At 54.6% G+C, this 14,116-nt stretch carries 14 protein-coding genes, 2 pseudogenes and 1 other annotated feature; of the genes and pseudogenes, 6 read left to right on the forward strand and 10 right to left on the reverse strand.

The genetic code is table 11. The annotated features are described in order from the left end of the window. Window positions 1-2: 2 nt before the first annotated feature. The 9 genes from hisIE to hisL form a co-directional block, all read right to left on the reverse strand. Entirely contained in the window at window positions 3-614 is a 612-nt protein-coding gene (hisIE, locus tag OGV82_RS13215) for a bifunctional phosphoribosyl-AMP cyclohydrolase/phosphoribosyl-ATP diphosphatase HisIE (RefSeq protein ID WP_047462646.1), read from the reverse strand. Then, on the reverse strand, window positions 608-1,384 hold the full coding sequence (gene hisF / locus OGV82_RS13220; protein WP_012131735.1) for an imidazole glycerol phosphate synthase subunit HisF: 777 nt from the start codon (window positions 1,382-1,384) through the stop codon (window positions 608-610). Before hisF ends, hisIE begins: the two co-directional genes overlap by 7 nt. After that, complete coding sequence (gene hisA, locus OGV82_RS13225) at window positions 1,366-2,103, reverse strand: 1-(5-phosphoribosyl)-5-[(5-phosphoribosylamino)methylideneamino]imidazole-4-carboxamide isomerase (RefSeq protein ID WP_101743974.1); 738 nt, start codon at window positions 2,101-2,103, stop codon at window positions 1,366-1,368. Before hisA ends, hisF begins: the two co-directional genes overlap by 19 nt. After that, on the reverse strand, window positions 2,103-2,693 hold the full coding sequence (gene hisH, locus OGV82_RS13230) for an imidazole glycerol phosphate synthase subunit HisH (protein ID WP_047462651.1): 591 nt from the start codon (window positions 2,691-2,693) through the stop codon (window positions 2,103-2,105). The genes hisA and hisH overlap by 1 nt, the downstream gene beginning before the upstream one ends. Further along, the gene (gene hisB, locus OGV82_RS13235) at window positions 2,693-3,760 is read right to left on the reverse strand and encodes a bifunctional histidinol-phosphatase/imidazoleglycerol-phosphate dehydratase HisB (protein ID WP_286462729.1); all 1,068 of its coding nucleotides are present in this window, start codon (window positions 3,758-3,760) and stop codon (window positions 2,693-2,695) included. The genes hisH and hisB overlap by 1 nt, the downstream gene beginning before the upstream one ends. Next, entirely contained in the window at window positions 3,757-4,836 is a 1,080-nt protein-coding gene (gene hisC, locus OGV82_RS13240; RefSeq protein WP_047462657.1) for a histidinol-phosphate transaminase, read from the reverse strand. The genes hisB and hisC overlap by 4 nt, the downstream gene beginning before the upstream one ends. Continuing rightward, window positions 4,833-6,137 (reverse strand): histidinol dehydrogenase, encoded by a 1,305-nt coding sequence (gene hisD / locus OGV82_RS13245; RefSeq protein WP_286462730.1) that lies wholly within the window; start codon window positions 6,135-6,137, stop codon window positions 4,833-4,835. Before hisD ends, hisC begins: the two co-directional genes overlap by 4 nt. Window positions 6,138-6,142: 5 nt before the next feature. Next, window positions 6,143-7,042: an ATP phosphoribosyltransferase gene (gene hisG / locus OGV82_RS13250; protein WP_047462663.1), complete on the reverse strand. Its 900-nt coding sequence runs from the start codon at window positions 7,040-7,042 to the stop codon at window positions 6,143-6,145. 46 nt (window positions 7,043-7,088) lie between these two features. Continuing rightward, window positions 7,089-7,213 (reverse strand) — a sequence feature (His leader region). Then, window positions 7,189-7,239 carry a his operon leader peptide gene (gene hisL, locus OGV82_RS13255; protein ID WP_001364200.1) on the reverse strand — a complete coding sequence of 17 codons (51 nt, stop codon included), beginning with the start codon at window positions 7,237-7,239 and terminating at the stop codon, window positions 7,189-7,191. It overlaps the preceding feature by 25 nt. A gap of 175 nt (window positions 7,240-7,414) precedes the next feature. On the opposite strand from hisL, the gene OGV82_RS13260 reads away from it, so the two are divergent. The 5 genes and pseudogenes from OGV82_RS13260 to OGV82_RS22990 all read left to right on the forward strand — a co-directional run. Beyond that, complete coding sequence (locus tag OGV82_RS13260) at window positions 7,415-8,239, forward strand: SDR family oxidoreductase (protein WP_047462666.1); 825 nt, start codon at window positions 7,415-7,417, stop codon at window positions 8,237-8,239. A gap of 41 nt (window positions 8,240-8,280) precedes the next feature. Continuing rightward, window positions 8,281-9,265 (forward strand): annotated as a pseudogene (locus OGV82_RS13265) (LysR family transcriptional regulator). A 161-nt stretch (window positions 9,266-9,426) separates the two neighbouring features. Continuing rightward, window positions 9,427-9,489, forward strand: a complete 63-nt coding sequence (gene yoeI, locus OGV82_RS13270) for a membrane protein YoeI (protein WP_099433339.1) — start codon at window positions 9,427-9,429, stop codon at window positions 9,487-9,489. Next, window positions 9,479-10,840, forward strand: coding sequence for an APC family permease (locus OGV82_RS13275; protein ID WP_024130202.1), 1,362 nt, complete (start codon window positions 9,479-9,481; stop codon window positions 10,838-10,840). The genes yoeI and OGV82_RS13275 overlap by 11 nt, the downstream gene beginning before the upstream one ends. Before the next feature lie 104 nt (window positions 10,841-10,944). Beyond that, a pseudogene (locus OGV82_RS22990) lies at window positions 10,945-11,040 on the forward strand (hypothetical protein); the annotation flags it as partial. A 13-nt stretch (window positions 11,041-11,053) separates the two neighbouring features. Here the strand turns inward: OGV82_RS22990 and sbcB are convergent. Next, window positions 11,054-12,478, reverse strand: a complete 1,425-nt coding sequence (gene sbcB, locus OGV82_RS13280) for an exodeoxyribonuclease I (RefSeq protein WP_047462673.1) — start codon at window positions 12,476-12,478, stop codon at window positions 11,054-11,056. 224 nt (window positions 12,479-12,702) lie between these two features. Here sbcB and dacD point away from each other — a divergent pair, with 224 nt between their 5' ends. Next, the gene (dacD, locus tag OGV82_RS13285) at window positions 12,703-13,875 is read left to right on the forward strand and encodes a serine-type D-Ala-D-Ala carboxypeptidase DacD (protein ID WP_101744055.1); all 1,173 of its coding nucleotides are present in this window, start codon (window positions 12,703-12,705) and stop codon (window positions 13,873-13,875) included. Window positions 13,876-14,116: the final 241 nt, after the last annotated feature.

Here is a 14,116-nt window from a genome sequence, read left to right on the forward strand (position 1 = left end):
AGCTATTGATGACGCTTACGTAAATTCTCAATGACGGTCGTTAAATCAAGGTCCTGGTCCTGTAGCAGCACCAGCAGGTGGTACATCAGGTCGGAGGCTTCATTGGTCAGCTCAAAACGGTCATGTACCGTTGCGGCCAGCGCGGTCTCGACACCTTCTTCACCCACTTTCTGCGCGATACGCTTGGTGCCGCTGGCGTAAAGTTTCGCCGTGTAAGAGCTTGCCGGATCGGCAGTTTTACGCTCGGCTAACAGTTGCTCAAGTTGATACAGGAATAACCACTGATGGCTGGCATCCCCAAAGCAGCTGCTGGTGCCTTTGTGGCAGGTTGGTCCAATTGGATTGGCCAGCACCAGCAGTGTGTCGTTATCACAATCCGGCGCAATGCGGACTACCTTCAGGAAGTGGCCGGATGTTTCGCCTTTGGTCCACAAACGCTGCTTGGTTCGTGAGAAGAAAGTGACGTTGCCGCTTTCGATTGTTTTATCCAGCGCTTCAGGGGTCATGTAACCCAGCATTAACACTTCACCGGATACCGCATGTTGCACGACAACCGGCATTAATCCGTCGGTTTTTTCCCAGTCGAGCTCGCGGCGCTGTTGCTCTGTTAACATATCCTGATCTCCACGCCCTGTGCTTCCAGGTACGCTTTTAATTCACCAATATTAATAATCTGTTTGTGGAAGACGGAGGCAGCAAGCGCCCCGTCGACATCGGTATCGCGGAAGGCTTCAAGGAAGTGCTCCATCGTGCCCGCGCCGCCGGAGGCAATCAGCGGTACATGACAGACGTCACGGACTTTTTTCAGTTGCTCCAGATCGTAACCGTTACGCACGCCGTCCTGATTCATCATGTTAAGCACGATTTCACCGGCCCCGCGTTTTTGCACTTCCTGCACCCAGTCGAGAGTTTCCCACTGCGTCACGCGAGTACGGCTTTCATCGCCGGTATACTGGTTGACGTGATACTTGCCGGTTTCGGCATCAAACCAGGTATCAATGCCCACGACGATGCACTGTACGCCAAAACGGTCAGCAAGACGGGTGATCAGCGTTGGGTCGGCCAGCGCAGGGGAGTTGATGGAAATTTTATCAGCGCCGAAAGAGAGGATTTTAGCGGCGTCATCAATAGACCTGATGCCACCCGCGACACAGAATGGAATGTCGATCACTTCCGCGACGCGCGACACCCAACTCTTATCAACCACGCGCCCGTCGCTGGAAGCGGTAATATCATAGAATACCAGCTCGTCTGCGCCTTCATCGGCATAGCGTTTTGCCAGCGGGACGATATCGCCGATGATTTCATGATTGCGGAACTGTACGCCTTTTACCACCTGACCATCGCGTACGTCCAGGCAAGGGATTATACGTTTTGCCAGCATTGGATGGCCTCCTTAACGGTGAATTTACCTTCCAGTAGGGCGCGGCCGACAATCACGCCGCGAACGCCCGTGCCGCGCAGAGCGGCTACGTCTTCAATCCCGCCAATTCCGCCGGAAGACTGAAAGGCGATCTGCGGATATTTCGCGCACACTTCGTCATACAGTGAGACGTTGGAACCCGCCAGCGTGCCGTCACGGGAGATATCGGTGCACAGTACATGCTTCAGGCCAACCGGCAGATAAGTCTCGACCAGTTCTTCCAGCGAAACACCGGAGTTCTCCTGCCAGCCGCTGACGGCAACCTGTTTGTTGCCCCGATAATCAATACGCACATCCAGCGCCAGCACCAGCGCGTCAGCGCCAAAGCGCTCAAACCAGCCTTTGACCACCTCGGGAGATTTGACCGCCGTGGAGCCGACCACCACGCGGGCAACGCCTGCGTCCAACAGCGCCGCAACATCGTCTTCAGTACGCACGCCGCCGCCAACCTGCACGGGCACGTTCACACCCGCGACCAGCGTTTTAATCAGCGGGATCTGCCGTCTGGCCGGATCTTTCGCCCCGGTCAAATCGACCAGATGCAGCACTTCGGCGCCCTGGGCGGCATAATCCCGCAGGCGGGGAAGGGGATCGTTACCGTAATCACGCTGCCGGGCGTAGTCGCCCTGATGGAGACGCACTACGGTGCCATCGATCAAATCTAATGCCGGAATAATCATCACATCTCCAGGAAGTTTTTCAGCAACTGCGCGCCAGCGGCGCCGGAGCGTTCCGGGTGGAACTGCACGCCGAAGAAATTGTCTTTTTGCACTGCCGCAGTGAAGGGTTCGCCGTAGTTGCATTGAGCAATGGTCCACGGATTTACGGGCATAGCGTAGCTGTGGACAAAGTAGAACCAGGCGCCATCTTCAATGCCCTGGAAAAGACGATTACCCGCCTGCGGGTAAACGCGGTTCCAGCCCATATGCGGGAGCGGCAGGCCAAAATCGGTCATCTTCGGGACGTCCTGGTCAATAATGCCCAGAAGGTCGACGCCGTTTGTCTCTTCACTGTGGCGCCCGAGGATCTGCATGCCTAAACAAATTCCCAGAACGGGCTGAGTACAAGCCTTAATCAATTCGACAAGCTCACGCTCGTGCAACTGATCCATCGCCGCCTGGGCGGTTCCCACGCCGGGCAGGAAGAGTTTGTCAGCTTTTAAGACGACCTCCGGGTCGCGGCTGACCATCGGATCATAACCGTGGCGCGCCACGGCGGATTTCACCGAGTTCAGGTTGGCACAGCCGGTATCAAGGATGACGACGTTCATCACAGCACTCCTTTAGAAGAAGGCAGCGTGTCGCCTTCTACCCGAATGGCCTGGCGCAACGTGCGGCCAAACGCTTTAAACAGGCTTTCTACACGGTGGTGATCGTTTTTACCTTTGGTCTTCAGGTGCAGCGTCACGCCCATGGTGTAGGAGAGCGAGCGGAAGAAGTGTTCAACCATCTCGGTGCTCAGATCGCCCACGCGCTGATAGGTAAACTTGGCTTTATATTCTAGGTGCGGGCGCCCGGAGATATCCAGTGCGCAACGCGCCAGGCATTCGTCCATCGGCAGCACAAAACCGAAGCGGTTGATGCCGCGCTTATCGCCCAACGCCAGTTTTAGCGCTTCGCCCAGCGCCAGACCGGTATCTTCTACCGTGTGGTGATCGTCAATATAGAGGTCGCCCTTGACCGCGATCTCCATACGGAAACCGCCATGCGTGGCGATCTGATCGAGCATATGGTCAAAGAAGCCCACGCCGGTATTGATCTTGCTGCCGCCTTCGCGATCCAGCCACACCTTGACGTCAATCTGCGTTTCTTTGGTATTACGCTCAACGTGGGCATAGCGGTCGCGTTTTGTCAGCTGTTCGCCAATCATCGTCCAGTTCAGGGTTTCACGGTTATAACGTAACCCGTTAATACCCATGTTTTCGGCCAACTGGATGTCGGTAGCACGATCGCCAATCACGTAGCTGTTGGCGCTATCCATCGCCTGTTCAGCCAGATAACGTTCAACCAGTTTTACCTTCGGCTTACGGCAGTCGCACTCATCCGCTGGCAGGTGCGGGCAGATCAGCACTTCATCAAACAGTACGCCCTGGGAGGTGAAAACCTGCATCATCAGGTCGTGCGGGCCGTCGAAGTCTGCCTGCGGGAAGCTCTGCGTTCCCAGCCCGTCCTGGTTGGTGATCATCACCAGCTTAAAGCCGGCTTTTTGCAGCTTCAGCAGAACCGGCACCACGTCCGGTTCAAAGGCGAGTTTGTCAAAACGATCCACCTGAAAATCACTCGGTGGTTCGGCAATCAGGGTTCCATCACGGTCAATAAAAAGATACTTCTGGCTCATACTTGCTCCGCACGTAAGGCGTCAATGACGCGCTGGCTTTCTTCGCGGGTTCCAACAGTGATACGCAGACAGCCGCTTAAAGAAGGTTGTTTATTCTGATCACGTAAGATAATGCCCTGATCCCACAGAGATTTAAACACGCTACTTGACGCGGTAAAACGTGCCAGAATGTAGTTGGTTTCTGAATCGAACACCTGTTCTACGCAGGCAATCTCTTTCAGCGCATTAACCAGATACTGACGTTCCAGCAGAATCTGCGCCACCCGTTCGCGCATCGCGTTGACGCCTTGCGGCGTCAACGCCTGAGCGGCAATATCGGCGACCGGCGTAGAGAGCGGGTAGGGGGCGATGACTTTCAGCAGCAGGTTGATGACCTCTTCATTCGCCAGCGTAAATCCGCAGCGCAGACCGGCGAGCGCAAAGGCTTTGGAGAGCGTGCGTAACACCACCAGATGCGGGTATTCAGAGAGCCAGCCAGCCAGCGTCGCCTGTGGGCAGAATTCAATATAGGCTTCATCCGCCACCACAATGGCGTTGCCGCGCGTCATTTCCAGCAGAGTACGTAAATCCTGTGGATTGATAAGCTGCCCAGTCGGGTTGTTGGGGCTGCATACAAACACCACTTTAACGCCGTCGAGTTTATCGGCGATGCCCCGCAGATCCAGCTGCCAGTTTTCCAGCGTCGGAACCGTCCGGCATTCAACGCCAATGGTTTCCGCACTGACGCTGTACATGCCGTACGTTGGCGGACAATAGAGAATCGCCTCTTTCCCCGGTTCGCAGAATGCGCGAATCAGCAGTTCAATACCTTCGTCTGCGCCACGGCTGACCAGCACTTGCCCGGGGTTCACTCCGGCATACTGCGCATAATTTTCAATAACCGCTTTTGGCTGGCATTCCGGGTAGCGGTTGAGCGTTTGCTGAGTCAGCTGAAACTCCACTGCCGTCGGGAACTCATTGGCATTCAGCCAGACATCGCCATTACCACCCAGACGGCGAGCGGACTGGTACGGCGTCAGGTTGCGAACGTTTTCCCGGGCTAAGTCGGTGACGCTGCGGGTATTTTCAGTGCTCATGCTTGCTCCTTAAGGGCGTTAACGCGCAGGGTGACAGCATTTTTGTGGGCGGTCAGCCGTTCTGCCGCAGCCAGCGTTTCAATGGTGGATGCCAGTGCGGAGAAACCCGCCTGCGACAATTCCTGAACGGTCATGCGTTTCTGGAAATCCGCCAGACCGAGGCTGGAGCAGGTGGCGGTATAACCATAGGTCGGCAGCACATGATTGGTGCCGGAAGCGTAGTCGCCTGCGGATTCCGGTGACCAATCACCGAGAAAAACGGAACCCGCGCTGGTAATATCCTCCACCAGATCGCGTGCCTTGCGGGTCTGAATGATCAGGTGTTCCGGCCCATACTGGTTCGAGATGGCGACGCACTGGGCTAAATCTTTCGTCACGATCAGACGGCTGGCGCTTAATGCCTGACGCGCCGTTTCCGCACGCGGTAACTCCGCTAACTGTCGTTCGACGGCCTCCGCGACGTTCTGCGCAATACCGGCATCCGGGGTCAGCAGAATGACCTGAGAATCCGGGCCGTGTTCCGCCTGAGAGAGCAGGTCAGACGCCACGAAATCTGGCGTGGCGCCGCTGTCGGCGATCACCAGCACTTCAGAAGGGCCGGCAGGCATATCAATTGCCGCGCCGTCGAGACGCTGGCTGACCTGGCGTTTCGCCTCGGTGACAAACGCGTTGCCGGGGCCAAAAATTTTGTCCACTTTTGGCACGGACTCGCTGCCGAACGCCAGAGCGGCAATGGCCTGGGCGCCGCCGACGTTGAAGACTTCCTGCACGCCGCACAGCTGCGCAGCGTAAAGGATTTCATCCGCGATAGGCGGTGGCGAGCACAACACCACTTTTTTGCATCCGGCAATACGCGCGGGCGTGGCGAGCATTAATACGGTGGAGAAGAGCGGGGCAGAGCCGCCCGGGATATACAGGCCGACAGATGCGACAGGGCGCGTCACCTGCTGACAGCGAACGCCGGGCTGCGTTTCAACATCTACCGCCGGTAGTTTTTGCGCATTGTGGAAGGTTTCGATGTTTTTTACCGCTACCGCCATCGCCTGTTTGAGATCGTCGCTCAGACGCGCGCTGGCCGCGGCAATCTCTTCGGCGGACACTTTCAGCGCTGCGACGTTCGTTTTATCAAACTTTGCGCTGTATTCGCGCAGGGCGTCATCACCGCGTGATTTCACATTATCCAGGATCTCTGCGACGGTACGGGTAATGCTGTCGGAGGCGGAAATAGCCGGACGCATCAGCAATGCACGCTGCTGTTCAGTATTGCAGCTATTCCAGTCGATGATTATATTAAAGCTCATGGCCGTCACTCCATCATCTTTTCAATTGGCAGCACCAGAATAGAGCTGGCGCCGAGCGCTTTCAGTTTTTCCATCGTTTCCCAGAACAGGGTTTCGCTGCTGACCATGTGCATGGCGACGCGCTGCTGATCGCCCGCCAGCGGCAGAATGGTCGGACGCTCTGCGCCCGGCAGCAGGGCGATGACTTCTTCCAGACGCTCACTCGGCGCATGCATCATGATGTATTTGGATTCACGCGCCTGAATAACGCCCTGAATACGGGTCAGCAGTTTGTCGATAAGCTGTTGTTTGGATTCGGCCATTTCGCCGTCTCGCTGGATCAGGCAGGCTTTAGAGCGGTAAATCACCTCGACTTCACGCAGACCGTTGGCTTCCAGCGTCGCCCCGGTAGACACCAGATCGCAGATGGCATCGGCCAGACCCGCACGCGGAGCGACTTCAACAGAACCGTTTAACAGACAGGATTTAAACGACACGCCTTTCTGATCCAGGTAACGCTTAAGCAGGTGCGGGTAAGAGGTGGCGATGCGCTTACCGTCAAGGGAAGCCGGGCCGTCCCAGGCTTCATCGACGGCGGTGGCCAGCGAGAGGCGGCAGCCGCCGAAGTCGAGACGGCGCAGGGTGTAGTAGCGCGGGTCTTCGCCTTGCGCGCGGCGGCTCAACAGCTCTTCTTCCAGAACGTTTTCCCCGATGATCCCCAGATCGACCACGCCATCCATGACCAGGCCGGGAATATCGTCATCACGCACGCGCAGAATATCAATCGGCATATTCTCCGCCATCGCAATCAGACGCTGGGTGTGCAGGTTGATTTTAATACCGCAGCGGGCCAGTAATTCGCGTGAATCATCGCTTAAACGGCCTGATTTCTGAATAGCTATGCGTAAACGGGTGTTATCTAACATTCTTTTTTCCTCTTTATCCTGTCTGAACCGGTCTGAATCGCGCACCAAAAAAAAGCCCCCGGAAGAATGATCTTCCGGGGGCTTTCTCATGCGTTCATGCACCACTGGAAGATCTGAATGTCTTCCAGCACACATCGCCTGAAAGACTAGTCAGGATGATGGTGATGATGGTGGTGTTTAAATTGAACGCGTGTCATAAAATTCTCGATGAATGCTTATTCATTTGATGCCTTTTAACCTAAACCACTTTAGCGCCGGAAAGCAAGGGCTTTTTTTCATCATTAATTCATTTCATATTGAAGGTATGAATTGTCAGTCCCGGCGGGCTGGCGTAGCCTTAGATAAGATGGCGTTAAAGTCAGGAGAGAACGCATGAAAAAGGTCGCAATTGTCGGTTTAGGATGGTTAGGAATGCCGCTGGCGATGTCGCTGACGGCAAGAGGCTGGCAGGTTACTGGCACGAAAACCACGCAGGATGGCGTGGAAGCGGCCCGCATGAGCGGCATTGAGAGCTATCCGCTGCGCCTGGAACCTGAACTGGTTTGCGAAACGGACGATCTTGATGCGCTGATGGATGTGGATGCTCTGGTCATTACGCTGCCCGCTCGCCGTAGCGGGCCAGGGGAAGATTTTTACCGCCAGGCAATACAGGAGGTGGTCGACAGTGCGCTGGCGTATCACGTTCCGCGTATCATTTTTACCAGTTCCACGTCAGTGTACGGCGATGTGCACGGCATTGTGAAAGAGACTACGCCGCGTAATCCCGTCACGACGAGTGGGCGCATCCTGAAGGAACTCGAAGACTGGCTGCACAATCTGCCCGGCACTTCCGTCGATATTCTGCGTCTGTCCGGGCTGGTAGGGCCAGGACGACATCCGGGGCGTTTCTTTGCCGGTAAAACCGCGCCTGACGGCCAGCAAGGTGTGAATCTGGTCCACCTGGAAGATGTGATTGCCGCTATTACTCTGCTGTTACAGGCACCTAAAGGGGGACACATCTATAATATATGTGCGCCTTCGCATCCGGCGCGTAATGTGTTTTATCCGCAGATGGCGCGTTTGCTGGGTATGGAACCGCCGCATTTTCTGGAAAGCCAGAGTAACGATAAAGGCAAGATTATTGATGGCAGCCGGATTTGTAATGAACTCGGGTTTGAATACCAGTATCCCGACCCGCTGGTGATGCCGATGGAGTGACGCGCCAGCAGACTACCGCCATACACCGCAAGGGGGCGAGTATGAAACCACTGCTGGACGTTCTGATGATTCTCGATGCGTTAGAGAAAGAGGGGAGCTTTGCGGCGGCGTCGGCAAAATTGTTTAAGACGCCGTCAGCGCTCAGCTATACCGTCCATAAACTGGAAAGCGATCTGAATATCCAACTGTTAGATCGCAGCGGGCATCGGGCTAAATTTACCCGCACCGGCCAGATGCTGCTGGAAAAAGGCCGGGAAGTTCTGCATACCGTGCGCGAACTGGAAAAGCAGGCCATCAAACTTCACGAAGGCTGGGAGAACGAACTGGTCATCGGCGTGGACGATACGTTTCCTTTTTCTCTCCTTACTCCCCTCATTGAATCCTTCTACCAACATCACAGCGTAACGCGCCTGAAATTCATAAATGGCGTACTGGGCGGTTCCTGGGAGGCGCTGACGCAGGGGCGGGCGGATATCATCGTTGGCGCGATGCACGATCCGCCCTACGCCAGTGGTTTCGGTTTTGCGCGTCTGGGAGAGCTTGAGCAGGTTTTTGCGATTGCCCCGCATCATCCACTGGTGCAGGAAGAAGAGCCGTTGAGTCGGCGCACAATAAAACGGTTCCGCGCGATTGTGGTCGGCGATGAGACGCATCCGGCATGTTCGGCAAGCGCGCAATTGCTTGATGATCAGGAAGCCATAACGGTTTTTGATTTTAAAACCAAACTGGAACTGCAAATCAGCGGCCTGGGATGTGGGTATTTACCGCGCTATCTGGCGCAACGCTTTCTGGACAGCGGTGCGCTTATTGAGAAGAACGTGGCGGCGCAGATCGTGTCGGAGCCGGTGTGGATGGGCTGGAACGAACAGACGGCCGGACTGGCCAGCGCGTGGTGGCGAGATAAAATTTTAGCAAATAGTGCTATTGCTGGCGTCTATACAATGGGGGATGCTGGGAAATCAAACAGTTAATAAAAAATATTTTTTGACGGGGCTCTCATTCTCTTGTCATTTCGCCTTAATTTAGTGCACAATGCGCCGCTTGCAAAAAATGACATTAACCGACGTTTTAATACGCGTCGGTTATTTTTTTGCATCAAACCAATCATTCAATAAAAGAGGCCGGGCTTCGTACCGGATAGATACTTACTAAAAACCGACAGTTGTTGTCGCTGAGGAATCCAGAAAATGGGGCAATTTTTTGCTTACGCGACGGCATTCGCCGTAAAGGGGAATGACCATGTCGCATAACGTTACTCCAAACACCTCTCGCGTGGAATTGCGTAAGACGCTTACGTTGATTCCGGTTGTAATGATGGGTCTTGCCTATATGCAGCCGATGACGCTGTTCGATACATTTGGTATCGTCTCAGGCCTCACTGACGGTCACGTTGCGACGGCGTATGCCTTTGCGCTGATCGCGATTCTTTTTACTGCGTTGAGCTACGGTAAACTGGTGCGTCGTTTCCCGTCCGCTGGCTCCGCGTACACTTACGCCCAGAAATCCATCAGCCCGACCGTAGGCTTTATGGTGGGCTGGTCATCGCTGCTGGACTACCTGTTCATGCCGATGATCAACATTCTGCTGGCGAAAATTTATTTTGAAGCGCTGGTGCCGACAGTGCCGTCGTGGATCTTTGTGGTGGCGCTGGTGGCCTTTATGACCATCTCTAACCTGCGCAGCATCAAGACCGTCGCTAACTTCAACACCCTGATTGTTATTCTGCAAATGGGGATTGTAGCGGTGATTGTCGGGCTGATTATCTACGGCGTGTCTCACGGCGAAGGTGCGGGTACGCTGGTAAGCTCCCGTCCATTCTGGTCTGAAGGCGCGCACGTTGTGCCGATGATTACCGGTGCGACAATCCTGTGCTTCTCGTTCCTCGGCTTTGACGGTATCTCTTCTCTGTCTGAAGAGACTAAAGACGCGGAGCGCGTTATTCCGCGCGCGATTTTCCTGACGGCGCTGATTGGCGGCCTGATCTTTATCGCGGCGTCTTACTTCCTGCAACTGTACTTCCCGGATATTTCGCGCTTTAAAGACCCGGATGCATCACAGCCTGAAATCATGCTGTACGTTGCGGGTAAAACCTTCCAGTGGGGCGTGCTGATTTTCTCCAGCGTGACCGTACTGGCATCCGGTATGGCGGCACACGCGGGCGTTTCCCGTCTGATGTACGTCATGGGTCGTGACGGCGTGTTCCCGACGCGTTTCTTCGGCTACGTTCATCCGAAATGGCGTACTCCGGCGTGGAACGTGCTGCTGGTTGGCGCGATCGCACTGCTGGCGATTAATTTCGATCTGGTTACGGCGACGGCGCTGATCAACTTCGGTGCGCTGGTGGCGTTTACCTTCGTGAACCTCTCCGTGATTTCCCAGTTCTGGATCCGTGAGAAGCGCAACAAAACGCTGAAAGACCACTTCAACTATCTGGTTCTGCCGGTGTGCGGCGCGCTGACTGTTGGCGCACTGTGGATCAACCTGGAAGAAAGCTCAATGACTCTGGGTCTGATCTGGGCGGGTATTGGCCTGGTGTATCTGGCTTGCGTGACCAAAAGCTTCCGCAATCCGGTACCGCAGTACGAAGATATCGCACAGTAATGAAATGACCTTTCACAGGTAAAAAACCGGAGACATGTTCTCCGGTTTTTTTATGCAAAAATCTGTAGGCCGGATAAGGTCATCGGCCGTTCTTCGGCACAACGCCAACGCCAACGCCTGATGGCGCTTCGCTTATCAGGCCTACACTCCGCACTGTTTGTAGGCCGGATAAGGCGTTTACGCCGCCATCCGGCAAAAGCGACGCGTGGCTCCTCAGACAATCTCTTCTGCGTACTGCCAGAGTGATTTCAGCAATGCCAGTTTCTCTTTGTCGTCAGCATATTGCTGATACAGCATTTGTAACTCTTCCGCATACCGTTGCAAAAACTCTGGCGTAAACACCTGACGACGATGCTCCAGCCAGCGTTGCTGTTCGGTTTCATCCAGCGTCCCCGGGAAGTTACGGGCGCGATAGTTGAACAGCAGTTTTTCAATCCGCTTATCGACAAACGTAATATCCAGCGCGGGCAAATTGCGCGGTTCGGTGTCCAGCACGATTTTCATGGCGGCACGATCGGCGTCGCTGAAAAAGCCATTGTATAGCTGCGCATCGACGTTCTCAGACGGCGTAAACGGCTCGGCCTCAGCGAAGATTGCCACAACCTTATCGCGTACCTGCGGATTATCGCGCAGCACTTTCAGGTTATCGAGACAGTGCTGACGGTTAATCCCTAAGCGATCGGCATCCTCCGGGCGGAGCGTATTAGCCTGAGCCAGTACCGGGCATTTATTGATGTGTACCAGTTTTACCGGAACTGCGGCGTTATCGCCGAGATCGGCTTTAGCGGTATATAACCGCTCGCGCAGGGTATCGCTGTCCAGTTCCAGTAATGGCGACATATCGCCCGCCAGATCCACCATAATGACCGCGTTGCGGTTTTCTGGATGCCAGGCCAGCGGCGCAACCCAACTGGTGTTGCCGCGCCAGGCGCCAAACATACCGGAGATATGTACTAGCGGTTTCATTTGCGGCACATCGATCAACGCCGCCAGTTTATGTTTGTTGCGATGCGTGTAAAGGTAGTCAAACAGACGCGGCTGGCGCGACTTCACCAGTTGCGCCATAGCGATGGTGGCGTACACGTCTGCCATTGCATCGTGCGCGTTGGCATGTTCGATCCCGTTGGCTTTGGTCAAGTGCTCAAGGCGGAAGCTGGGCAATCCGTCGTCATTTTCCGGCCAGTTTATGCCTTCCGGGCGCAGGGCATAGCAGGCGCGCATCACATCCAGCAAATCCCAGCGCGAGTTGTCGTGCTGCCAGCTCCAGGCATAGGGATCGTAGAAGTTGCGATACAAAATGTTTCGCGTGACTTCATCATCAAAACGGACATTGTTGTAGCCGACGACACAGGTCTTTGGCACGGTGAACAGCGAATGAATACGTCTGGCAAAGTCGGCTTCGTTCTCTCCTTTGTCGCGCGCTTCCTGCGGCGTAATCCCGGTGATGAGCACAGCGCCTGGCTGAGGCAGGTAATCATCGGCGGGCTTGCAGTAAAAGACTTCAGGTTCGCCAATAATATTAAAGTCGCTATCCGTGCGGATGGCGGCAAACTGTGCGGGTCTGTCCAGCGCCGGGTGAGTCCCGAAGGTTTCGTAGTCATGGAACAGGAAGGTAGGGTGCTGCTTGCCGTCATTCATTGTTCAGTTCTATCCGTTACTGTGCGTTTGCGCGGTTCTGCGCAGCAGGGTATCAAATCCTGGCGGTGTTATCAGCTTCTGAGTCGTTATTGGGAGCGTTAAGGTTACGCTGCCCGGCACTGCATAGAAAAACGTGCGTTATGTCACATTTTCTTGCAATTTATCCCTGTTTGTTTATCAGAACTTCCGTAAAAAGAACGGCAAATTATGACTTTCCTGAGGAAATAGTGTTGAAACGCCGTTTGTTTATTGCCGCTTCACTTCTCGCGATGAATCTTTCTTCCGCTCTGGCTGCCGATGTGCCAGATTTTTCTCCCCAGCCTCCGGCCATTCAGGCAGGGTCATGGGTACTTATGGATTACACCACGGGTCAAATTCTGACCGCAGGTAATGAACATCAGCGGCGTAACCCGGCCAGCCTGACCAAGCTGATGACCGGCTATGTTGTCGATCGCGCTATCGACAGCCATCGTATTAGCCCGGACGATATCGTAACCGTTGGACGTGATGCCTGGGCCAAAGACAACCCGGTGTTTGTGGGATCTTCATTAATGTTTCTGAAACAAGGGGAGCGCGTTTCGGTTCGGGATCTCAGCCGGGGGCTGATTGTTGACTCTGGAAACGATGCCTGCGTTGCGCTGGCGGATTACATCGCCGGAGGGCAACCGCAGTTCGTCGCCATGATGAATCACTACGTTGAAACCCTGAAGTTGCAGGATACCCATTTTGAAACGGTACACGGACTGGATGCGCCAGGCCAGCACAGCTCAGCCTATGATCTGGCGGTATTGTCCCGCGCCATTATTCACGGTGAGCCTGAGTTTTATCATATGTACAGTGAAAAGAGCCTGACATGGAACGGTATTACCCAGCAGAACCGTAACGGACTGCTGTGGGATAAAACCATGAATATCGACGGGCTGAAAACCGGCCATACCTCCGGCGCGGGTTTTAACCTGATTGCCTCCGCCGTGGACGGGCAGCGTCGTCTTATCGCCGTTGTGATGGGCGCGGAAAGCGCGAAAGGGCGTGAAGATCAGGCACGTAAGTTGTTGCAGTGGGGACAGCAAAATTTCGATACGGTACAAATTTTACGCAGTGGCAAACAGGTTGGCACGGAACGTATCTGGCACGGCGATAAAGAAAATATTGCTCTGGGCACCGAGCAGGATTTCTGGATGGCGCTGCCGAAAACTGAAATTCCGCATATTAAAGCCCGGTATGCCCTTGATAAAAAAGAACTTGAAGCCCCTATTGCCGCACATCAGCGGGTCGGTGAAATTGAGCTATACGATCGGGATAAGCTGGTGGCGCACTGGCCTCTGGTGACGCTGGAGTCTGTTGGCAAAGGCGGCGTTTTTTCCCGACTGAGCGATTACTTCCACCATAAGGCGTAACCCCCTTTTCTGACACGGCAGACTGGTAAGAGTGCGAGTCTGCTCACATACTCATCATGATTTCCTTGTGACCTTTATATGCAAAATCTTATACTGTGTTTATATACAGTATAAGATTTGCCGGAGGGGACATCGCTTCCTTATCCGGCGCTGACTTCAATGCATTATGGAACACCGTCGACCTGATACGCGCAGCGCCATCGGGTCGACGGTGTGCTATCAGTCTCAGTGAAACTATCGG

It is taken from the genome of Citrobacter sp. CK191 (assembly GCF_030333435.1).
In the GTDB taxonomy this organism is placed as follows: domain Bacteria; phylum Pseudomonadota; class Gammaproteobacteria; order Enterobacterales; family Enterobacteriaceae; genus Citrobacter_B; species Citrobacter_B koseri.

What these genes read in the sequence shown, in the direction of transcription:
- hisIE (WP_047462646.1), bottom strand. Translation starts at nt 614, where the DNA reads ATGTTAACAGAGCAACAGCGCCGCGAGCTCGACTGGGAAAAAACCGAC.
- hisF (WP_012131735.1), bottom strand. Translation starts at nt 1,384, where the DNA reads ATGCTGGCAAAACGTATAATCCCTTGCCTGGACGTACGCGATGGTCAG.
- hisA (WP_101743974.1), bottom strand. Translation starts at nt 2,103, where the DNA reads ATGATTATTCCGGCATTAGATTTGATCGATGGCACCGTAGTGCGTCTC.
- hisH (WP_047462651.1), bottom strand. Translation starts at nt 2,693, where the DNA reads ATGAACGTCGTCATCCTTGATACCGGCTGTGCCAACCTGAACTCGGTG.
- hisB (WP_286462729.1), bottom strand. Translation starts at nt 3,760, where the DNA reads ATGAGCCAGAAGTATCTTTTTATTGACCGTGATGGAACCCTGATTGCC.
- hisC (WP_047462657.1), bottom strand. Translation starts at nt 4,836, where the DNA reads ATGAGCACTGAAAATACCCGCAGCGTCACCGACTTAGCCCGGGAAAAC.
- hisD (WP_286462730.1), bottom strand. Translation starts at nt 6,137, where the DNA reads ATGAGCTTTAATATAATCATCGACTGGAATAGCTGCAATACTGAACAG.
- hisG (WP_047462663.1), bottom strand. Translation starts at nt 7,042, where the DNA reads ATGTTAGATAACACCCGTTTACGCATAGCTATTCAGAAATCAGGCCGT.
- OGV82_RS13260 (WP_047462666.1), top strand. Translation starts at nt 7,415, where the DNA reads ATGAAAAAGGTCGCAATTGTCGGTTTAGGATGGTTAGGAATGCCGCTG.
- OGV82_RS13275 (WP_024130202.1), top strand. Translation starts at nt 9,479, where the DNA reads ATGTCGCATAACGTTACTCCAAACACCTCTCGCGTGGAATTGCGTAAG.
- sbcB (WP_047462673.1), bottom strand. Translation starts at nt 12,478, where the DNA reads ATGAATGACGGCAAGCAGCACCCTACCTTCCTGTTCCATGACTACGAA.